The sequence below is a fragment of the Prevotella sp. oral taxon 317 str. F0108 genome, assembly GCF_000162415.1.
Classification (GTDB): domain Bacteria; phylum Bacteroidota; class Bacteroidia; order Bacteroidales; family Bacteroidaceae; genus Prevotella; species Prevotella conceptionensis.
The window spans coordinates 189,665-212,592 of sequence record NZ_GG740076.1 but is presented as its reverse complement, the minus strand read 5'-3'; the positions used below and the strand labels follow the sequence as shown (position 1 = coordinate 212,592).

Sequence of the window (22,928 nt, the reverse complement as noted above, 5' to 3'; positions counted from 1 at the left end):
AAGGTTTGGCACGAAAAAGAGCCTTCGTAGCCTAATACCCCCAAGTGGGTTCGTAGCCCTGTTGCTTAATTAGTTCGTCTTCGTTTTCATCGAAGAAATCAGAACCTTTTCCATCTATGGGCTTGCCAGGATCATACTCTCCGCCAACTCCAGGGCTGGCAATAATCATCAGCTGTTCTATGGGCAAAAACATGTTCTCGGCTCTGGGGCCTTTTGTATGTTTTCTTCTCCATAGCCTTGTCTTTACTTGACAAGCACTTTCCTGCCATTATGTACATATACACCCTTTTGCGGATTGCTCACGCGCTGCCCGTTCAGGTTATAATAAACGTCGTTGGCTTTCATTTCCTCACTCGTGGTGGCGTTTTCGATGTTGGTGGTCTCGTCATCGTCAAAGCATGGTTTCAACTCCTTGGATGGTGCAGCCCCAGAAGGTAGAGTCAGATATGCCTTATGTACGGGGAAGTTGAGAATAGGTGCTGTTGCCTTTTTAAAGACACCCTTTTGCAATACATAAATGGGAGAAGTTGTACTGGCGTCTACTTTTTTTGACTTCACCTCTATGCCATTCATGACATTGTCCGTGATGTGATAAGTAACGTTGTCTTTCTCACCGATGGTGTAATACAACAGACCGCCGGTGCTATTTTTCGAGCCAAGAATCTTCAACAGTACGCCCGTGTTTGCTGGCACGTATGTGTAGGAATCACTAACGCCTCCATGCTGGTCGATGCTTTTCATTCTTATGTGTTGCGGTGTGTTTCCACCATAATCCCCTGATCCATTCAATAGCCTACCATAGACGAATGCAGCTACATTCACCCCTCCATTAGAGGCGCAGTCGCCAAAGTCAACATCGAATTCACGGGCGAAAGTCACGTATTTAGTTTCAATCTGTGTGTCCTTTATCTTATAGTCTATCTGTGATGTGAAGTTAAAGGGACTTAACCCCTCTCTCTTCTTGGTGTCGTTATAGACCGTCTTGGTCCATTCTGCTTTATACTTGTCGTATGCCGACTTCTTAACATATATCTTCGTGTCGGGGTCGAACTCGTTATAGTTTTTCCCAGTGGCATCAAGTTCGAAACGCGTAGTGCCGAGCATCTCCTTGGTTGGTTCGCTTTCGATGAAGAACACACTCTGTATTTTACTGTTGTTCTTTACGAAAGCCTTAGCCCCAATATACTTTACGTTCTGCTTAACCACAACTTCCTTTATGCTGTTGGGAGCATTCTCGAAGGCGTAGTCGCCAATGAGGCTCACTTCGTACTTCTTACTCCCATTGCTGATTTCAGTGGGTAAGATAAAGGTATGATCGTTGCGGGTTGTGCTGAGCAAGTCTACGGCATTCTCAGATACGGCTATATACTCCTCCGTCCCAGCTTGGAACGAACTGTTTATCGAGGCGAACTTTTGATAGAAGGGATCGCTTTGATACGCGCTCAACTTGTCTTTACGCACGTTGATCTTGATCTTCCCCATCTTCTTTTGTCCTGGTTTGTCTACATCAAAAGATTCTTCATTCTGCTCTTGATTGATGTTCATAGGGGTGATGATCTGATCGCAAAGGAATGTTATGGTGTTAAGGTTGTCGCAAAGACCAAATGCGCGCTTTCCGATAGACATCACCTTGTTGGGTACGGTGACGTTTTCCAGTTTTTTGCAATCGTAAAATGCATATTCACCAATGGCGGTGATGGATGGTGGCAGAGGTGTAAACTTACTGTTGGCCTTGCCGGGAGGGAATATCATCAGCGTATTCTTGCTTTTCGATAGTAAGTATCCGTCAACGCTAGAATATACGCTATTATCCTTGTCTACGTTTATTGCTGTAAGGTTAGAGCAGTATTTAAACGCCTCAGGACTGATATAGGTTGTTGCCTTCGTTATGTCTATCGTCGTGAGAGCCTGACATCTCAAGAAAGCTTCCCTTTCTATCTTCTTTACCTTCTTGGGAACGTTGATACTGGTGATGCCGCAATCGGCAAAGGCCCCTGCGCCTATCTCCACCATATCTGCGTTAGGATCAAACGTAACCGTCTTCATGTTCGTGCAACCGATAAAGGCATTAGACTCGATGGTCTTCACCGACTTGGGTATTTTAAACGACTGAAGATTGCTCAAACCTGCAAACACGTTCCTCTCAATCTTCTCCAAATCACAGTCACCTAAAAAGTTAAACGCTTTAAGTTTGGTGTTCGTGGCGAACGCCTTTATTTTAATGCCTCTCAACTTCGAACCTGCGGGAATGTTGATGGTTTCAAGACCCGTACAAACATAGAAAATCTCATTTAGGTAGAGCAACGACTTTGGCAGTGTCACTTCCTTCAGTTTGTTACACGACCAAAACGCGTAATATTGGATATCCTCCAATTGTGAGTTCGCGTCAAAGATTATCCTTTCGAGATTTGACATGCCACGAAATGCCATCGCGTTTATGCTCTTTACTTTTGCAGGAATGTGCATCGTAGTTATCCCTTTGACACCTTGAAACGCCTGTCTAGCGATTAGCTCCACTGTCGAGGGTATAGTATAGCTCGCACCAGCTTTGGCGGCGGGGTAGAAATACAGTGTTTTCATATCCTTAGAGAACAGCACTCCGTTTACGGCAACAAAGTCGGCATTTCCTGGGTCTACCTTATATTCCGTCAAATTCGGACATGCCTCGAAACCTCCTTCCATCATACCATCGCCAGTTTCGTAGGTGAATGGTTTCAGTTTTTTAGGCAAAGTGATGGTGGTGAGCTTGGGGGCATTGTAGACCGCCGATCCTACCAGCCTTGTCACTTCATTAAGACTGATGGATTCGAGAAAGCGACTACTTGATATCGCATAACTTGTAATAGCCTTAATTCCGTTAGGCACCGTATAATTTTTATCCGCTTTTGCCATTGGGTACACAACGAGTGTCGTGTCTCTGAAAAGTACGCCATCGATAGTCTTGTAGTGTGGTGCATCCGATGGAATCTCCATTTCGACGAGTGTGCTAATTGGTGCAATTGTAGGGTAGCCTTCATACGTACCTTCTAAGTTCTTGGGCAAAACAATCTTTGTGAGGCCCTCAATGTTTTGGATGGCCGCTGCGTTGATATACTTCACATCTGAGTTAACGGTATACGTTCCTCCCTTGAGTGGAACATTAGACGGAACGGAAAGGAGCGACCTCTTGCCCGTGGTATAAAGAGCGCCATCCTCATCGTTCTCGAAGTAGGAGTTTGATGGGTCTACGGTGAACTTGGGTGTAGAGAAAAGGGCAATCCATGCACCAGGTTCAATCGTTTTCACCTTTTTAGGAATGTTCATGGTAGATAGCTTAGCCCAGCGGAAAGCGTACATCTTGATAAATTCGATGGTTTCCGGCAATTGCACAGAAGTAATACCAACACTTTTGTAAAGTGGATTAAACTCTACCCCGACAACGGTAAGGACGTATCCCTCATTGTCGGTAATCTTTGCGGACAAAGTCAATGCGCCCGTCTTAGTGGGTTTCGTTCCAAGAAAGGATAAGGTTAGTTTCTCCTCGGAAACCACCTTGTAATAGCAGTCGCCGAATACCACGACTTGATCGTTGGTGTATGAAAAGCCTCTAATCGGCATAGTTACAAACAGCAATACTAAAAACGTAAATCTAAATGTGTTCATGTTCGTGTGTATTTAAGATGTACCATTAATTATCTTCTATTATCTTCGTGAGTCCTAGGTCTGTAGAGGGAATGCCCTCCATGCCCCATGAGTAAAGCCTTGGGGACACCAAGCACTTTAATTCCTTATTCTGTTTCTTCGAGAAGAGACAGGTTCCAGATCATTATCATTCTCCCATTTACATTTGTTTCCCATGATATTTTCAACGTAAAACGTATCAATATATATTATAAATCCATCAGGCCATTTGGCGTGTATGGACACGGATTGCAGTTTTCGCCTTCTTACAGGGGGCGGCAAGTCACTGCGCCATCCAACGCAAAACAAGATAATTTTACAAGGCGAGCAAATTATATGCGTCACCACTGTCACCTTAAGACGAATCGGCCGATCTTCGGAATTGTTGGATTACAGTCTTTTAGAGGCTCTTCTGAGAGTCTACAGCTTTGAATTTGCAGCTTTACAACCTAATTCAACAGGGTGTAATGAATCAAAGTCTAGAGGTATGCTCTCAATTCGCAAGTTATTTAGACGGAAACCACTTCAATTATATTGTTTGCGAATATGATGGAGACAAGTACACGAAACATTTCTAATGTTAGGACCAACCATTTGCAATGATATTTGGACCTCTCTCATATCATGAAAGTCAGATAGGTGCCGTCGCAGTTTTGAAATCTCACCAATTCAAGTGTCAGTTTCTTGGTATAGGAAGTAAGCCGATTGCCAAAGTCACATTGGCAGCTGCAAACCAGAGCCGCCACTACAAGGGTTTCGAGATTTTCGTCCTCTACATGATGAAGGAGACTTGCAAGAATCATTCGACCAACCTTCTGGACATTTCAGTAAAGAAATAGGTATTTCACCCAACGACCATTACCTGCACCTCTCCACGTTTCCATATGCAAGATTCAGAAAGACAAAAGGCGGTACCAAAGCCCATGTATCGTATCACATTGAGGTTCAAATGCGATTTTTCTACGCGGCAACCACTGCATCAAAGCATGGATTCTACGACAATGGTTCCAATTCATTACACCCCAAACGCTTACTAAACACACGACAGGGATTATGAATTCTCCAAGGAACTCTATGGGATACAACATCTAAAAGAGTCCTTTTCTGCAGTCAGAGCCAAGACCAAATTGAAATACAAGATAGTCAGATGGAAAAGCCACACACCAAAGAACGTGTAGACCGATGCCGAGGTGAAACTTTCATGCCACCCGCCTGAGGAGAAACACCCACAACCATTTAGGTTTGTAAGACATTATGATGGGGAAAAGAACATGAGTTCACTTTTCTCGCCAAAGCCAAGCAGCTTACAACTCTTGAAGTTGCATATCTTTACAAGGAAAGATAAGTGGTCGAATTCTTCATCAAATGCCCAAAACAGCATTTCAAAGTCAAGACGTTTGGGGTACGATATAGAATGCCGTCCGTTTCCAGATTGCTGTCGCCATTATAACCCCTTGTCTTGTGGCTATGGTCCATCATGATATGAATTTGGAAAGCTCTACCTATGAAGTCTTGCAAATCTCAAGCATGTCCACTAGTGGACAAGGCTCGCTTAACAGCCCCGCTCGATAAGACTAAATTCAACGAAGTCAAAGAACTCGATAGCCACCTCCTTCCGAGATTGTTCGACCAACCATTAACTTTCCCAATTCTAACGAAACGCCGATGACCATTTCTCATGAACGACCTTTTGCGTAGTCATGCAAGACACAATCGTCTACCAATAATCGCCAATGTCTTGATCGTTTTCTGGTTCTAAGCTCGTATCTTCCTCGTCTTCGAAACAGTTTGTCCCCTTGCCCTCTATGGGTTTTCCAGGATCGTAGCCGCCACCAACACCAGGACTGGCTACTATCATCAGCTGCTCAATCTCCAAGTTCACTAACCCGGCCTGAGGTTTTCTGTATGTTCTCTTTTTCATTACAATGTACTTTATTTAATGATTACCTTCTTGCCTCGATGGATGTAAATGCCTTTCTGCGGATTGTCTACACGTTGTCCGTTAAGGTTATAGTATGCGTCGTCCTCCTTACCGTTCTCGTCGTTTGTTACTCCGCCTATACCAGTAACCGTTTCCCCCTCGTCGGCAGCAATCTCTTCGTCGTCAAATTGTAGTATCAGCTTGGCACCGGCAGGTTTATTCACCTTAAGGTAGGCCTTATGTACGGGGAAATTATTCACGGGTACTGTTACCCTTCTGAACGACCCTCCTTGCATCACATAGTAACGTGCAGAACCAAAGGGCACCACTTTGGTGGCATTAACCGTAACACCTTTCATTACATTATTGGCAATGCTGTACTGCACATCGTCTTTCTCTCCTATAGTGTAATAGAAATCGGCATTAGTGGTACTTTTGTTATCAATAACTTTCAGCAGCACGCCAGTGTTGGCTGGGACGTAGCCGTACGAATCGCTCACACCACCGTTGCAATCGATACTCGTCATACGAATGCGATATGTAGCCGTCCCATAGTCGGGCTTGCCGAACACCACTTTCGAGCCAGACACGAATGCAGCCACGCGCGAACCGTTCTCTGTAACACATTCTTTGAAGTCTACATCAAATTCGCGAGCGAATGTCGCATACTTCGTATTAATCTTCACGTCTTTTATACGATAGTCTATCTGATTTGTGAAATTATAAGGGCTCTGTTCCTCATGCTTTGTAACGGAGTTGTAGCGTGTCTTGGTCCATTCAGCCTTATACTTATTGTATGCCGACTTCTTAACATATATCTTAGTATCGGGTGCAAACTCATTGTAATTATCCCCTGTTGCATCTAGATCGAAACGAGTAGTGCTAAGCATTCCCTTAGTGGGGTTACCCTCAATGAAGAACACGTTCTTCAAAGTATTTCCAGTAGTCACGAAAGCCTTGGCTCCGATATACTCAACATTCTTCTTCACCACCACCTCTTTTACATTGGGCGAAACATGTTCGAAGGCATAGTCGCCAATAAAACTTACTTCGTATTTTTTGCCCCCATAGTGGAAGTCGGTTGGAAGCACGAAAGTATGGTCGGCGTTCTCGGTGCTGAGCATGGCCGCGGCCTTCTCCGAAACAAGGATATACTCTTCCTTGGAAATAGTGAATGATGGACGTATCAAGGCAAATTTCTTGTAGAAAGGAATGCTTTGATAATCGACAAACTTGTTCTTACGAACGTTAATGGTAATCTTACCCATTTTTTTTGTCGCTCCTTTGTCGGCATCGAATGCCGCATCATTGCCACCTTGACTAATGTTGGCAGCAGGTATTATCTCGTCGCAAAGGAATGTGATGGTGGTAAGATTGTCACAAAAGCCAAACGCACGTTTACCAATATGTTTCACTTTATTGGGTATAGTCACGTTCTTCAGTTTCTTGCAATCGTAGAAAGCATAATCACCAATCTTAATGACGGAAGGAGGTAAGAGCGTGAAACGCTCATTAGCCTTGCCTGGAGGGAATATCATTAGTTCCTGTTTGTTTTTCGACAACAAGTATCCGTCAATGCTTGAATACACTTCGTTGTCCTTATCCACGTTTATGGCGGTAAGTCTGGAACAGTATTTAAATGCCTCCGGGCTGATAGAGGTCGTTGCTTTCGTGATGTTTATTGTGGTAAGGGCCTCGCATTTCAAAAAGGCCTCCCTTTCTATCTCCACCACTTTTTGGGGGATTTTGATGTTGGTTATTCCACAGTCGGCAAAAGCTCCTTCACCTATTTTCTGTATTACAGCATTCGGATCGAAGGTTACGGTTGTTAGATTTTTACATCCAATGAAAGCATTAGCATCAATGTAGGCCACTGACTTGGGAATGCTAAATGCCGTAAGTTCTTTAAGGCCAGCGAACACGTTGGCCCCTATTCTGTTCAGTTGGCACTCGCCCATGAAGTTAAACGCCTTCAATTTTCTATTGGTTGAGAATGCGCCCGAACGGATAGTGGTTAACTTAGAGTTAGCGGGCACATTGATAACCTCCAGGTTTTCACATTCGTAGAACACCGCTCCAAGTGAGGTTATACCTTTGGGAAGTGTCACCACGTTCAATTTCGAACATCCTCTGAAAGCTAAATCAGAGATGTAGTTCACTTTAGAATTAGCATCGAAAGTTAATGTTGAGAGGTTACTCAATTGGCGAAATGCACTTGAACCTATTACTATTACGTTTTGCGGAATATGAATGGAGGTGATGAATTGCGCATTTTGAAAGGCATTGTTGCCAATTTGGGTTACACTATTGGGAATAGCATAACTACTTCCCGGCTTACTTGGCGGATAGCAGTACAGTAGCGTTTTATCTGCCGAGAACAAAACACCATTCTCAATAACAAAGTCGGTATTGCCGCTGGCCACATAATAGGTTGAAACCTTTGGGCACGACTCGAAACAACCTTCCATTAGTCCTTGTCCAGGAACCTTGCCATACTTTTTAATGTCTTTGGGGATTGTTATCGAAGTCAATTCCAATGCATTATATATGGCAGAATTACGGAGCGTGGTAACTTGGTTCAGGTCGATACTTCGTAAGTGTCCGTTGTCTGATATGGAATAGGTCGCTAACTTCTTGATACCATTTGGAACTACGTAGTTCTGCGTAGATTTTCCTTGTGGGTACAAAACAAGCTCATCTCCCTTAAACAGCACACCGTCTACAGCCGAAAAAGGAGTGCTACCACCTGGCCTGACCTCAAAAGCTTCAAGTGAGGACGTGGGAGCAATGGTGAACATACCCATATCAATACTCTGCAATCCATTGGGCAACACCACTTTTTTTAGACCGTTGGTTTTAAGAAACGCACCTATGCATATACGTTTAACATTATTGTCTACATTATATACGCCCCCAGCTGCCAATTGTACGTCCGAGGGCACTGAATAGAGCTTAGTCTTCCCTTTTGAGTAAAGTGCACCATCGCTACCTGCCTCAAAATGTAGGCTCCCCGATGCAACGGTAAATTTTGGTGCTTTATTTAAACAGCAAAAAGCACTCTCGGAAATATTGGTTACCGATTGGGGGATATGTACTTTGATAAGTGGAGCCCAAAGAACACTAAACGCCCCAATTGTCTTGACCGTCTCTGGAATTGTTAACTCGGTTACTCCATAACAGGCATAACCAGGTTCATACTGCAACTCGGTAATTGTAAACGTAGCATCTTTGCCATCGAAGACACTGTTAGGCAATGTTAATGGACCAGAAGGAAAACCATTAGTGCCTATGAAAGCCAGCGTATGACTAGTGGGAGATAACACCTTGTACCATAATTGGTTAAATGTGACAATTTGACCGCCAGTATAAGCGAAACCCATGATTGGCATTGCTGCAACAAACAACGTCAATAATAAAAGTCGAAAAGTGTTCATGTTCTTGCGATTTAAATGGATTATTAGACCTTTTTTGAAACTTCTACGAATTGTAGCAAACGCACCGCTCATGGCAGCACATTCGAAGTATTGCGTACCTCGAACCCAATCGCGTCTTAGACAAGACCCATTGGGGCGATAGATTCCACCTTCTACACTTATATTTCTTTCTTTTGTGTTTCATGATCTTTCTAAACTTAGTATCAAATGACGAGGCGTACAAATCTCCTAATTCTCCATTAAGGGCTATTGTCGTCTCTAATTCTCCAAATCTTTATTTCATGGCATGCCCGTTATTTGCATAGTGGGCATTCTCTTTTGCTTATTGGCCAAACACCGACATAGAAAGCCATCTTAGATCCCAACAAGGATGGCAGAATGGGCAACTGCATTGCCGGCATTCGGTTATGTTTTGCAAAGTTAAACGTTTTTACAAACAAAACAAACTTCTTGACGTTATTTTATGTTATAATTCGTTTAGAAGACGGTAAAAAAGCAGTAGAGTTTTCCTGTTTCTCGCAACTATTCTCCTACCTTTAACCATCTTCGCCTATTTTAACATACATCACATAGATTATGTTTATCAACTTAAGCCCCAATCGACGAGTTAAACCGCTTATCAGACATTTTAAGTTGATTGCATTGTTTCCTGTCTGTCTTTCGTTTGCTTGTCGACACCTTGTCTGCCTTTTCCTCGTACGCTGCCCGCTACGCCGTCAAGAACAAGACGGGCGATACGCTCTACTGTCAAACAAAATCGGCACAGGCACCAACGATCGGTTTAGGCTAAACCATATGATGACGTATGCCCCTAAAATACACGGTGAAAAAGAGAGGAAACAAAGCAAAAATGAGAGAACAGCCAATAAGCCTCAATCGTGCCAATGGTCTATTGTGGTTTTGGGTGTTTTCAACAGGTAGAAAACTAGCTGTCAAAGGCGGATGTGTTCTACATTTCCACGATGAGGTTTCTGTTGGTCATGAGCGGCATACCCAACAAACGCACGCATTGCCAGTGTTAACAGCAAAAACAAAGTTCCAACGCAAGAGCTACATATCCTGCAAACGCTCGTATTGCCAGTGATAGGCATACGCGCGATTTCAGAGCCGTTGCCCTTACACGCGTACATGCGACGAGCCCGCTTGTACAGTTTTCGGCAATTATTTTAACATTATGGCTGACTTTTTCGCCACCAATCGCCTACCTTCTCGCAAAAAATCGATTCTCGCGGAGGTTTATTTTGGTGCAAAAAGGGCTTAGTTGTACATACAGGCAAAATGAATTTTTATTTAAACTGACCGCCACTAACACCCATTTTTGGTCGATTTGCGGCAAAACACAATGCGTTTTGCCGCTAAATGCAGTGCAATATGGTGCAAAACGTAGTGCGTTTTGGTGCTAATTGCAGTGCGTTTTGGTGCAAAACGCAAGGTGAAATGGTGCAAAACGCAAGGTGAAATGGTGCAAAACGCAGTGCAAAATGCCGCTAAACGCAAGACGAAAAACATAAATATCCACAGCAATTGCATAAATAAAACCCTTTATCGCCACCAAAATCATAGCTGGAAAGAGTGAAATAGCGGTTAAAAAGTGGGGTTTTAGGGTCTAAAAACGTGTAATTGGGCATGAAAAATTACGAGCTGGCAAGCAAACTAGAAAGGCTAAATGGTGCAAAACGCAGGTTGTATGCTTAAAAACGGACAATTCGAAAGACGTGAAAGACTAGAAATAGTGTCGATTTACCCACTTTATGACCTCTATTTTCGCTAGAACGAGATAAATTTTAGAGGCGTATTGTAAAGATAAAAATAATAATTTAAGATTTTGAGTTGATGAGGTTGTGTCGTGTAGGCTGATGAGAGCACGAGCTTGAAAGTTGATGAGGGTGTGAGGATGTTAGTTGATGGGTTGGTGGGGCTGTGGGGGCGTGAGGTTGAAAGAAGGTGAGAGCATGAGCTTGAGAGTTGGCGAGGGTGTGAGAATGTAAGTTGATGGGGTAGTAAGTTTGTGGGGGCGTGAGGTTGAAAGTTGATGAGAGCATGAGCTTGAGAGTTGGTGAGGGTGTGAGGATGTAAGTTGATGGGTTGGTGGGCTTGTGGGGGCGTGAGGTTGAAAGTTGGTGAGTGTGGAGTTGTAAGTTGATGAGGTCGTGAGGGTGTGAGTTGGCGGAGCTGTGAGTTGATGGGATTGTGAGTCGATGGGGTTTTGAACTTGGAAGTTGGTGAGGGTGTGAATTTGCAAATTGATGGGGATGTGAGTTCATAAGTTTGATGCGTTTGTGAGATCGCAAGTTGATGAGGTAGTGAGGTTGTTAGTTGGGTAAAGTTGTGTGTTTACAAGTTGATGATGTTGTGAGTTGATGAGGTAGCGAGTTTGTAAGTTGGGTAAAGTTATGTGTTTGCAAGTGGATAATGTTATGAGTTGATGAGTTTGCAAGTTTGGAAATTGGTGAGGTTGTGAATTTGTAAGTTGACAAGCTTGTGGGTTTGATGCGTTTGCGAGGTTGTGAGTTGATGAGTTTGCGAGTTGGGAAATTGGTGAGGTTGTGAATTTGTAAGTTGACAGGCTTGTGGGTTTGAAGCGTTTGCGAGGTCGCAAGTTGATGAGTTTGTTAGTTTGGAAATTGGTGAGGTTGCGAGTTTGTAAGTTGACAAGCCTGTGGGTTTGAAGCGTTTGTGGGTTCGTAAGTTGATGAAGTAGCGAGTTTGTAAGTTGGATGAAGTTGTGTGTTTGTAAGCTGGTGAGCCTGTGGGTTTGCAAGCTGACGAGGTTGTGAGGCTGAAAGTTGGAGAGTTGATGTATTCGGGGAATACGGGGCTTTCGTGAGTTTATTAGACATTGAATTGATTTGTACTGCAATACGCATGTGGCAGGGGCACTTATTTTGGGTAGGCATCACAAGGTCGACAAGCAACTCTCTATTTATAGAAACATTAAAAATCGACGTGGATTGTACATTGCAGGAGACGAAACACATGATGTGCGCTATATAAAATATGTGTGTGAATAGTGTGCAAACGAACTTTTTTGTGTAAGTTTGCAAATACAAAATAATGAACAACGACGATGAACTGGCAACAACTGATATCCAACATGCGCCTTGGACAAGAAGGCAAACACCCCGAAAGGCACGACGACCGATCGGAATTTAAACGCGATTACGACCGATTAATCTTCTCGGCTCCTTTCAGACGTCTGCAAAACAAGACGCAAGTGTTCCCGCTGCCGGGCAGCGTATTCGTACACAACCGCCTTACACACAGCCTTGAAGTGGCCTCGGTGGGCATGTCGCTGGGCAACGATGTGGCTCGCGCGTTGGTAAAGCTGCATCCCGAATTGGCCAACACGCTGTTCGAAGAAATCGGCACCATCGTAAGTGCTGCCTGTTTGGCACACGATATGGGTAACCCTCCCTTCGGGCACAGTGGCGAAAAGGCCATACAGACGTTCTTTTCAGAAGGTGCCGGGCTGACGTTGAAAGACAAACTGCCGCCCAAATTCTGGACAGACCTCACCCATTTTGAAGGCAACGCCAATGCCTTCCGCCTGCTTACACACCGCTTTAACGGGCGTCGTGCGGGTGGTTTTGTGATGACTTACACCATGCTATCCAGCATTGTGAAGTACCCCTTCGAAAGTGGCGCATCGGGAAAGAAGAGCAAATTTGGGTTCTTTGCAACGGAATCAGACACCTATTGCAAAATCGCCGATGAATTGGGCGTTATTCGTCTGTCGGCACCCAACGAGCCTTTGCGGTTTGCTCGCCACCCATTGGTGTATCTGGTAGAGGCTGCCGACGACATTTGCTATGAGGTAATGGACATCGAAGACTCGCACAAACTGAAAATTCTCTCGTTTGAAGAGACCGAAAACCTGCTGTTGGGATTCTTCGATGAGCAGGAAAAACAACGCATAAGGAACCGAATTGAGGAAGAGGGCGTTACCGATGTGCACGAGAAGGTGGTGTATATGCGGGCTTGCGTGATAGGCTTGTTGGAACGAAAATGCGTAGATGCCTTCGTTGCCAACGAGCAAAAGTTGCTTGACGGTACGCTTGAAGGCTGTCTTATCGACCATATCTCGCCCCTGGAACGCGAGGCTTACCGCCGCTGCGAAATGGTTTCGAGACAGAAAATATACAACAGCAAGCCTGTGCTTGATGTGGAGTTGAGCGGTTATAACATCATGGAAACCCTGCTTACGGCATTGGTTGAGGCCGCCGCCGAACCGCAAAGGTACTATTCTAGGCAACTTATTCAGCGGTTTAGCAGCCAATACGACATTAACAGCCCTAGCCTTGAAACACGCATACAAGCCGTGATAGACTATATTAGCGGCATGACCGACCTGTTTGCGTTAGACGTTTACCAAAAGATTAAGGGTATTTCGTTGCCTATCGTGTAAGGCGTTGCAGTGCGAAAAGCCGTGGCAAGCGCATGGGTTGTGACTTTTCCACCGACCCATTTGCTTACCACGGCTCGTATTTTCACCCATTCCATCGGCATTAAGCTTAAAAGGTGATGTAGGGTTGTAGCCTTCGTATCTTCTCTTCCGAGAAGTCTTTCAGCAGCTTTAGTTGTTCAAGGCTCTGCAGGTCGCCATGCAAACGGCGGAAATCCACAATGGCGCGGGCCATATAAAAATTAATGTACGGATGCCTTTTCAGTTCGTTTAGGCTTAGCTTATTGACGTTAAGACGATGAATTTTGGCCAATTCATCGGCAGAAACGGCAAAGAAAGTGAGCGACTCGATGGGAAAATCGTCTATCTCGGCCAACTGTTCGATACTTGAAAAACCGCCTAACCTGTTGCGATAATTCACTATTTGTCGGGCAAAATAACTGCCTATGCCGGGCACTTTCTTCAAGTCTGTGGTATCTGCCGTGTTTAAAAACACGTGCATACCGGCCTTCAACTTCATGGGGTAGTGCAAAGTATCGCGCTGGTGCATGGTGCGCGGGCGTTCAGAGGCGATGAAATCGGCCGCAGGGCGATAGTCGTCAGCAATGCGGATGTAGGGTTCTAGTTGCCGATATTGCTTTAAAGTAAGCCCATACAGTCGGGCAAAGTCTGATGGTTGCCGAAAAACACCGCCTTTGTTTCTATATTTCAGCAAGCTTTTCACCTGCCACGGCTGCAATCCCAAAGCCAAAAGTTGTTCGGGCGGAGCCGTATTGGGGTCGAAGGGCGTTAGGTGAATGGCCATCTGTGTGGGTTCGTCCAAGCTCCAATCTTTATCAGCATGCGACGATGAAACCGCCTGTTTTGACGCCTTACGCTGCTCGGCAGCAGGTTTGTCAGCCGTTATTGACAAGCCACTCGACCAACGAATGGCCACGAAAATCACCACAATGGCCACCAAGAGAAAAAGGATGGCCTTGCGGTCGGATTTTGAAAAGTAGAACAATTCTTTTATTGACATGGTATGTAGGATTATTGGTTTCGGTTAAATGGGGCTTTTTCGATGGTTCGCCACATGTGTGGGCAAACCCGAAACATCAGAATAGCCCTAGCTGATGCAAGAAAATGGCGAGTATGCACAGCGGACAAATGTAGCGCACGCTGAACAAATAGGTGCCAAAGAGCGTGGAACGAAGTGTACCCCAGTTGGTGAACTCGTCTTTTACAAGCTTTCGCGGCACGAACCAACCAAGGAATATGCAGGTGAGGAAACCGCCCACGGGCAGGAATATCTGTCCTGTTACGAAGTCGAAGATGTCGAACAGTGTGTGTCCGGCGATGCTCAAACCGCTCATTGCACCCAACGAAAGCGAACAAAACACGCCTATGGTGAGTGTTCCTGCCGTTACGATGGTGGCTGCTTTCTTACGAGTGGTGTGCAATTCTTCGAAGAAGAAGGCGGTGCTTACCTCGTGCAACGAGATGAGCGACGTGAGTGCGGCTAAGCCCAAAAGGGCATAGAACATCAGCGAAAGCACATATCCCACGATGGGAACGCCCGAAAAGGCTTGCTGAAACACGTGGGGAAGGGTGATAAAGATAAGCGACGGGCCGCTATCGGGGCTTACACCCACCGAGAAAGCGGCGGGAAATATCATCAAACCGGCCAAAATGGCCACCACGCTGTCGATAACGGAAATCTGAACAGCCGACTTCAGCAGGTTGGTTTGTCTACTGAAATACGAGGCATAGGTGCAAATGCAACCCATTGCAATGCTCAACGAATAGAACGACTGGCCTAGGGCATCGAGAAAGACGTTGGAATTGACCTTAGAGAAGTCGGGATTGAAGAGGAAAGCAATGCCCTTGCCCGCCCCTGGCAGCATGCACGAGGCCACAACGATAACCAACAGCAACACGAAAAGCGTGGGCATGAACAGCTTGGAGGCCTTTTCGATGCCCCCACGCACGCCGTGGATGATTACATAATGGGTGAAAAGCAAGATGATGGCCGTCCAAAACACGGGTAGGAAGGCACTAGACGAAAAGTTGGAGAAGTAATTGGCAATGGCCGCATGGTCGCCTTGCAACTGATTTGTGGCCGAGGCGTACATATATTGCAGGCACCAACCCGCCACAACAGCATAATAGCCCGTGATGAGAAAGCCTGTTGCCACACCCAAAAAGCCCACCCAACGCCACGGACTGCCTTTGCCTGCCACCTTGGTATAGGCTCGAGCGGTGTTGGATGCGCCGTGTCTGCCAATGATAAACTCGCTAACCATGCAAGGAATGCCTAGAAACAGGATGCAGCACATATAGATAAGGATGAACACAGCACCGCCATCGGCACCAGTCATATAAGGAAAACGCCACACGTTGCCCAGGCCTACGGCCGAACCAGCCGTGGCTAATATCAATCCTAACTTGCTCCCAAATCCTGCTCTACTTTCAGACATAATCGTAACTATTTTGGTTTATCATGGTGCAAATTTACAAAAAACATCTACTTTTGCATAGAAGTTAGCAGCATTATTACATCTCGGCCATACGATTTGGCGACTTTTCGGTGTTTAAAACAGCGATTTCGTACTTTCAGAAACACATAATGAGCCATTCGTTAGCCAAAAAGACATTAGAGATATGAAACCGACAGGACTGCAAAAAGTGAACTATGGCCGGCACATCATTATGGCCTACCCCTTTGCCACATGCATCATCTTGGTGATATGGGTGATTTGCCTGATGCCCATTCCTGAAACACCCCTGAGCCATCTCACGCTCTTCGACAAGTGGATGCATATAACGATGTATGCCGTTTTGTGCGTGGTGGTGTGGGCAGAGTACCTTCGCAGGCATCGAGAGCTGAACAAAATGCGCCTTTTCATCGGCATTTTTCTAGCCCCCCTGTTGATGGGCGGACTGATTGAGTTGGCACAAGCCACCTGCACGGGCGGTAACCGCAGTGGCGACTGGCTCGACTTTGCCGCCAATAGCATAGGCGTTGTCTTGGGCAACCTTATCGGTATGCTTCTGGTAAGGTGTTTCGCCAAAGGCAAAAGGGATTAGCCAGGAGGTTGGAGTTGTAGAAACGGCGGTCGCCTGTTACTTCCGGCCCGATGAAATGGGGCTTTTCAAAGGTCTCATCCTCACTTTCCAATTCCACTTCGGCCAACAGCAAGCCTTCGTTATTGCCGTAAAATTCGTCGATTTCGAAGGTGTGAGCACCGCTTTTCACAAGATAACGCCGCTTGTCTACCACTCCGCCGCGACAGAGCAGCAGCAGTTGGTCGGCCTCGTGGGGCGGTATCTCGGTCTCAAACTCGTATCGCGACAAGCCGCCATTCGTCGAACGGCCTTTTATTGTAAGGTATGCGCGGTTGTCGCGTTTGCGTATGCGCACCGTGGCTCCCTCGCATGGGATGTAGCCTTGCACGATATGACTGCTCGAAAAAGCCGCCTCGCGATAGGCACTGCCTTTTTCTACCAAGAATTTCCGTTCTATTTCTTGTCCACTCATCTGATTGGCATGTTGTGTTTAGCGGTCTTCACCTGGCTTGCAGCACGTTTCGTAACTACATTTACAAGCAAGGCGAAGACCTGAAATTACGAAAAATCACGAATTCATCGCATAAACCAGCAAAATAAGAGCCAGCAAGGCCAATACGGCCACTAGCCAATAAATCACTTGTTTGGCTTGTTTCTCTTGGCGCGCCTCACGTTGTGCGCGGCGCATTTTGCTTTTCTCACTCATAGACTTTTAGTTTTTAGGCTCGCGTTCGGGTAGTTCGACTTGCAGCACAGCACGCGTCCGTTTCTCAATTGAAGATGAATTTCAACCTCGTTTCGGGCTTAATGAAATCGTTTTTGGCGGTTTCTTGTCCACTGTTCATCACTTAGATGGGGCCTTGTGCATTGCTTTAAACGGTTGCTCTACATGCGAGCGGCATTATTAATTAGGTTTTTATATTAGTTGATGGCGTGACGAGTTGACGGGGTGACGAGTTAACAAGTCGACGGGTTGATGGGTTGACGAGCGAACAAGATGACAAGTTAACGAGTTGACAAGCTGACGAGTTGACAAGCTGAGGGGGCTGACGAGGCGTCGTGGTTTGTTTAGTTTCCCTTTACTTCCCTATCGCAACTGGTTAAACCTGCTTACTAAACCAAGCATGTAGCCTAACCCGCCCGTTACTACTTACTCCTTATCACCCACTCCTTACCACTTACCACTTTACTCCTCTCCACATATTCCTCACTCCTCTGTCACGGGGAACTCCATCAAGTAGGCCTTAATGAAGTCGTCTATCTTGCCGTCCATCACGCCGTCTACATCAGCCGTTTGGTAATTGGTGCGGTGGTCTTTCACACGGCGGTCGTCGAAAACGTAACTTCTTATCTGACTTCCCCACTCTATTTTCTTCTTTCCAGCCTCAATCTTGGCCTGCGCCTCCAAGCGTTTCTTCATTGCGCGGTCGTACAACTGCGATTTAAGAAGTCGCATGGCGTTGTTTCGGTTCTCCAATTGCTTGCGGCTTTCGGTATTCTCGATGAGTATTTCTTCTTCCTCGCCTGTGTCGGGGTCGGTGTATTGGTAACGCAATCGCACGCCCGTTTCCACCTTATTGACGTTCTGCCCGCCTGCGCCGCCACTTCTAAACAGGTCCCACGACACCTTCGAGGGGTCCACATACACCTCTATGGTGTCGTCTACCAATGGCGAAACGAACACCGAGGCAAAGCTTGTCATGCGTTTTCCCTGCGCATTATAGGGCGAAACGCGCACCAGTCGGTGCACGCCATTCTCGCTTTTGAGGTAGCCATAGGCGTATTCGCCGCCCTCAATCTCCATCGTTACGCTCTTAATGCCGGCCTCGTCGCCCTCTTGTAAGTTGCTGATCGTAACCCGATGGCCATGCGACTCGGCCCAACGCATGTACATACGCATCAGCATTTGCGCCCAATCTTGGCTTTCGGTTCCACCTGCACCCGAGTTTATTTTCAGCACGCAGTCCATTGGGTCTTCCTTCTGGCGTAGCATGTTCATCAGTTCGAGGTTCTCAACAGCCGTTATCGCCTTGCGATAATCCTCGTCCACCTCTTCTTCCGTCACCATGTCGTCGTGGTAGAAGTCGAAGGCAAGCTGCAATTCGTCTGCTGCCTGGCGCACTTCCTTATAGCCCACAATCCATTTTTCAATGCCTTTCACCTTTTTCATCTGCTCTTGTGCACGTGCGGGGTCGTCCCAGAAGTCGGGAGCTTGCGTTCGTAGCTCCTCCTCTTCAAGTTCCACCCGCTTATGGTCGATGTCCAAGTAGCGGTGTAAGGCCTCAGCCCGTTCTTGTATATCTTTAAGTTGGTCTGCTGTAATCATGTTTTGCGTTATTGGTTCCCCATATTGTTCCGCATAGTGGCACATAGGCGTGTCTTTGCAGACGAAGAAGGCTAAAATTGCCCATTCCATCGTGCATTGGCAGGCTTGGGGGTGTTCGTTCGTTTCGTTGTACTCCTATTTATATATCAAGTGTGCAATGCCAAAATTGTTTTTACTCCTCGTACATCTTGTCGATAAGTTCCTTATAGTTGGCTAGGATAACGGGTCGACGTAGTTTCAGCGTATTGGTTAGTTCGCCATTCTCCATGCTGAAATGGTGAGGAATAAGCGTTATGCGCTTGATTTGCTCGTATGGCGAGAGCTGTTGCACAAGCGTGTGAATGCGGTCGAGCATCATTTGGTGTATCTGACGGTTGGCGCAAAGGTCTTCGCGCGAGTTGAAGTCGATGCCATGAGCATGCGCATACTCCTCAACAACCCTAAATTCGGGCACCACCAATGCCGAAACAAACTTGCGCTCGTCGGCGACTACGGCCACTTGGTCGATATACTTATCCACCAAGAGCAACGCCTCTATCATCTGCGGAGCGATGTACTTGCCGTTCGATGTTTTGTAAAGGTCCTTTATGCGTTCGGTAAGAAACAGCTCGCCGTTCTTGATGTAGCCAGCATCGCCCGTTCGGAAGAAACCATCCTTATCGAAAATCTTACTGTTAAGAGACTCCCGCTTGTAATATCCCTTAGTGATAGTAGGGCCTTTTAACAGCACTTCGTTGTTCTCGCCAATCTTTATTTGCAGTCCGTTGATAACCCTTCCCACCGAGCCCAGGGTGTAAGGTTTGTCCACACGATCGCACGAAACCGTGGCAAGGCTCTCCGTTAAGCCATAGCCCACCATCATAAACAAGCCGATGGCATGTACGAACTCTTCCACTTCGGGCGACACTCGCGCGCCGGCCGTGGGAAAGATGTTGGCGTTTTCAAGCCCCAATTGTTTGCGCACAAGGCTCAGCACCGTGCGGTTGAGCACCTTATACTCCATGCGTAAGGGCAACGGCGGGCGTTTTCCTCGGCTCAGATAATGCACATTGTGCCGCCTTCCCACCTCCAAAGCATGCTTAAAGAGGCGACGTTGCAGCGGCGATGCAGCCTCCATGCGTTCCTTTACGCCAGCATACACCTTCTCCCAGAAACGCGGAACCGACGACATGCACGTGGGATGGGTCTGCCGCATCGAGTCTTGTATGTCGTGCGGGTTAGTATTGATGATGATTTGCGCCCCTTCCGAGAGTGCCAGGTACGCCCACGCACGCTCAAAGATGTGCGTGTATGGCAAGAAACTGATAACCCTATCGGTCTCACCAACAGGCACGCACTCGTCGTTGGCTTTCAGTGCGGCGTGGTATTGGCTGTAAGTAAGCATCACACCCTTACTGTCGCCCGTTGTTCCGCTGGTGTAAAGAATGTTGCAGAGGTCGTTCTCGTTGGCGTCTCTCCAACGTCTTTCCAACTCGCTTTGCCGTGGCAGGTTCTCGCCCAGTTTCAAAAAGTCATCGAAGTACAGGGCATTGGGGTCGTGCGTACTGATGCGCACATTGCGGTCGAACACCACAATACGTTCCAACGAGTGACAAAGTGCGAACACGCGGTGCGCCTTATCATATTGCTCTTGTTCGCCTACGAAGATGAAACGCACTTGCGCATCGTTCACAACGAACTGTACCTGTTGCTCGCTACTGGTTGCGTAGAACGGAATTGCAACGGCACGAACGCCATACGCACCGAAGTCGGTGTACAAATATTGCAGGCAATTCTGCGAGAACACGGCGATATTCTCTTGCGGTTTAACACCAAGGTTTAGCAAGGCATTGCTCACTTGCTTTACACGCAGTGAGAAATGGTTCCACGACACGGTTCTCCATCCGTCTTCGCCAAAGGGTTTAAACGTTAGTGCGGGTGCGTCGCCATACTTGCGCGCTTGCTCGTGAATGAGCATTGAGAGGTGGCATCTTGTCTGCATACTGGCTATTGATTTGCTTGCAAAGATAATATAAATCTGCCAAAACGATGCGAACAGCAGTCTTTAAATTATGCCATGCGCGCTCACTCTGGCGTTTGCGCCCCGCTTACGGCATAAGGCACCTGCGCAAGATGTGGCTCTCCGCCTTTGGCCTTAGCTAAAATGGAACAGGCTTTTGCGTGCCAATAGGCAAGCACCAGTAACGCCGGCCTTGCCTTGCAACTTGGAAAGCACGATGGCCGAGTCGCGGTTAACCATGTTGAGCGAGTATTTTCTTACGGCACTCTTCACGGGTTGCAGCACCGAGTCGCCCGTTCGGGCCAGCGAACCGCCAATGATAACCATTTCGGGATTGAGCAAATTGATAAGGCCCGCCAAGTAACGGCCAAGCTTTTGGCCGATGTCCTCAACCAGTTCAATGCACAGCAGGTCTTCTTTCAGGGTTGCTTCGATGATGTCGTCGAGGGTAAGCGAGGCCTCGTCTTTCATGATTTGTTCGCTCAGCAGCGTTTGCCGGCCTTCCTTCACGCATTGCAGCAGGTTGCGATGCAAGGCCATGCCCGATATTTCTGTTTCCAGGCAGCCACGCTTCCCGCAGTGGCAGAGAATTTCATTGTCAAAGCTGGGGAAGTGCCCCAGTTCGCCCGAGAAACCCGACTTGCCCATATACAACTCGCCATTAAAGATAAGTCCGCAGCCAAGTCCCCAGCTAAGGTTTATGAAAATGACATCCTTTTCGCCCTTAACCACACCTTTGCTCATTTCTCCGTACGTCATCGAGCGCGTGTCGTTGTCGATATATACCCTACATCCTATTCTTTCAGCCATGAGGTCTACCAAGGGTCGTTCTTCAAAATTAAAGCGGCTGAAACTATGTCCCATTTCCGGATTCACACGTCCGGGTATGTTCACGCCAACGTTTAGGATGCGTTCTTTGGCAATGTCCAACTGGTCGATAAAGTCTGTAACATAACCGCACAGTTCGTCTAGTCCCTCTTGCGAGTTGCGGTACTCGTAAGGCACGTCCATGTCGAGTTTCACCAGCTCGCCGTTAAAGTTCATCAGCCCCAGGTTAAGTCCGTTGCTCATCAGGTCGACGCCAACGAAATAGCCCGACTCTGGCGCCAAACCATAAATCACCGGCGAGCGTCCCTTGCCCGTATCCATCTTACCGCAGTTAACGATATATCCGTCTTCGCACATCTCGGCGATAACTTTGGCGATGGTGGGTACGCTTAGGTTTAGTTCTTTAGCTAACTCGGGTATGGTAGACGTGCTGTTGTTCAAGTAATAAGCGATGATGCGTTTGTGCGTCATAGCCGACTTCGTCCCCCTTAACAGGTCATTCAATAACATGGTTGCCATATTCTATACTCTATATTTTTGCGTGATGTGGCATCGTTTGCCACCGTATGCAAACTTACAAAAAATATCCTATACTTCCCTACTAATTAATAAAAAGAAACGCACCGTTTTACACTTTATAACAAACTTTTTAGCAATGCGCGCCAAATGGAGTGCCGAAGCGCACCGGTGTTTGCCCATTTTTGTTTATCTTTGCACACATGAACAGATTTAACACTATGATTAAAAGTATTTTTGCGACAGCGTTCGCACTTCTCATCTCGGCTACGGCATTTGCCGAAAGCAATGCCAGCATTCAGGGTGTAGCCTTCGGAACAAACTACGAAACGGCCCTTAAAGGGATAAAGGGACAATTCGGAACGCCCACATCCATCAACAACAAGCAAATTGAATATCGCAACATGATGTTCAAGGGTGTGAAGTTTGAAAAAGTAACGTTTAACTTCCAAACCGACGAACAGGGCAACACTTATTTCAGCGAGGCCCGCTTTACGTCGCGCCCCGTCAACAAGAAAAACGCGTTGAAAGACGTTGAACTGCTTGCCAAGACGATGGATAAGGACTATCCCGGCGTAACCATCGACTGGGAAGACGACGACATGCCCTTTTACAAAGGCGGTTCTTCGCCCGTTGAAAACAACTATCTCTTCACCGTTTGCATCTACCCAGCCGGAAAAGCCTACACCACGGTGCTGCGCTATGGGCCACTGCCCTATGTCAGGAACTGACAAGCCCCACCTCACACTACGTAAAAAATATATTTACTAAATCCGTTTCCATAACGAGCATGG

Annotated in this window: 14 protein-coding genes; 3 read left to right on the top strand and 11 right to left on the bottom strand. The window is 46.7% G+C overall.

Translation table 11 applies throughout. The annotated features are described in order from the left end of the window. Positions 1–31: 31 nt before the first annotated feature. The 4 genes from HMPREF0670_RS13385 to HMPREF0670_RS13365 all read right to left on the bottom strand — a co-directional run bounded on the left by HMPREF0670_RS13385 (position 32) and on the right by HMPREF0670_RS13365 (position 8,961). The gene (locus HMPREF0670_RS13385) at positions 32–193 is read right to left on the bottom strand and encodes a hypothetical protein (protein ID WP_009231684.1); all 162 of its coding nucleotides are present in this window, start codon (positions 191–193) and stop codon (positions 32–34) included. A 50-nt stretch (positions 194–243) separates the two neighbouring features. Next, entirely contained in the window at positions 244–3,642 is a 3,399-nt protein-coding gene (locus HMPREF0670_RS13380) for a leucine-rich repeat domain-containing protein (RefSeq protein WP_232213933.1), read from the bottom strand. 1,735 nt (positions 3,643–5,377) lie between these two features. Further along, positions 5,378–5,581: a hypothetical protein gene (locus tag HMPREF0670_RS13370; protein WP_009231681.1), complete on the bottom strand. Its 204-nt coding sequence runs from the start codon at positions 5,579–5,581 to the stop codon at positions 5,378–5,380. Positions 5,582–5,592: 11 nt separating this feature from the next. Next, positions 5,593–8,961 (bottom strand): leucine-rich repeat domain-containing protein, encoded by a 3,369-nt coding sequence (locus HMPREF0670_RS13365; protein WP_009231680.1) that lies wholly within the window; start codon positions 8,959–8,961, stop codon positions 5,593–5,595. A gap of 3,121 nt (positions 8,962–12,082) precedes the next feature. On the opposite strand from HMPREF0670_RS13365, the gene dgt reads away from it, so the two are divergent. Next, positions 12,083–13,420, top strand: coding sequence for a dGTP triphosphohydrolase (gene dgt, locus HMPREF0670_RS13355; RefSeq protein ID WP_009231679.1), 1,338 nt, complete (start codon positions 12,083–12,085; stop codon positions 13,418–13,420). Between the two features lie 106 nt (positions 13,421–13,526). Here dgt and HMPREF0670_RS13350 read toward each other — a convergent pair whose 3' ends face one another. Both HMPREF0670_RS13350 and HMPREF0670_RS13345 read right to left on the bottom strand, forming a co-directional pair. Then, a complete protein-coding gene (locus HMPREF0670_RS13350) occupies positions 13,527–14,438 on the bottom strand; it encodes a ComEA family DNA-binding protein (protein ID WP_009231678.1) in 912 nt (303 codons plus the stop codon). Between the two features lie 76 nt (positions 14,439–14,514). Next, positions 14,515–15,876 carry a sodium-dependent transporter gene (locus tag HMPREF0670_RS13345; RefSeq protein WP_009231677.1) on the bottom strand — a complete coding sequence of 454 codons (1,362 nt, stop codon included), beginning with the start codon at positions 15,874–15,876 and terminating at the stop codon, positions 14,515–14,517. Positions 15,877–16,060: 184 nt separating this feature from the next. Here HMPREF0670_RS13345 and HMPREF0670_RS13340 point away from each other — a divergent pair, with 184 nt between their 5' ends. After that, on the top strand, positions 16,061–16,486 hold the full coding sequence (locus HMPREF0670_RS13340) for a VanZ family protein (protein WP_044078327.1): 426 nt from the start codon (positions 16,061–16,063) through the stop codon (positions 16,484–16,486). Here HMPREF0670_RS13340 and HMPREF0670_RS13335 read toward each other — a convergent pair. The 5 genes from HMPREF0670_RS13335 to HMPREF0670_RS13320 form a co-directional block, all read right to left on the bottom strand. Next, positions 16,437–16,937: a CYTH domain-containing protein gene (locus HMPREF0670_RS13335; protein WP_009231675.1), complete on the bottom strand. Its 501-nt coding sequence runs from the start codon at positions 16,935–16,937 to the stop codon at positions 16,437–16,439. The genes HMPREF0670_RS13340 and HMPREF0670_RS13335 overlap by 50 nt on opposite strands. Before the next feature lie 96 nt (positions 16,938–17,033). Beyond that, entirely contained in the window at positions 17,034–17,171 is a 138-nt protein-coding gene (locus tag HMPREF0670_RS16775; protein WP_198009312.1) for a hypothetical protein, read from the bottom strand. A 501-nt stretch (positions 17,172–17,672) separates the two neighbouring features. Then, positions 17,673–18,791, bottom strand: coding sequence for a peptide chain release factor 2 (gene prfB, locus HMPREF0670_RS13330; RefSeq protein WP_009231674.1), 1,119 nt, complete (start codon positions 18,789–18,791; stop codon positions 17,673–17,675). A 172-nt stretch (positions 18,792–18,963) separates the two neighbouring features. Further along, the gene (locus tag HMPREF0670_RS13325; protein WP_009231673.1) at positions 18,964–20,772 is read right to left on the bottom strand and encodes an AMP-dependent synthetase/ligase; all 1,809 of its coding nucleotides are present in this window, start codon (positions 20,770–20,772) and stop codon (positions 18,964–18,966) included. Between the two features lie 153 nt (positions 20,773–20,925). Beyond that, positions 20,926–22,137 carry an ROK family transcriptional regulator gene (locus HMPREF0670_RS13320; protein WP_009231672.1) on the bottom strand — a complete coding sequence of 404 codons (1,212 nt, stop codon included), beginning with the start codon at positions 22,135–22,137 and terminating at the stop codon, positions 20,926–20,928. 218 nt (positions 22,138–22,355) lie between these two features. Between HMPREF0670_RS13320 and HMPREF0670_RS13315 the strand changes: the two genes are divergently transcribed. Continuing rightward, entirely contained in the window at positions 22,356–22,865 is a 510-nt protein-coding gene (locus tag HMPREF0670_RS13315; RefSeq protein ID WP_044078326.1) for a hypothetical protein, read from the top strand. The last annotated feature ends 63 nt before the right edge of the window (positions 22,866–22,928 follow it).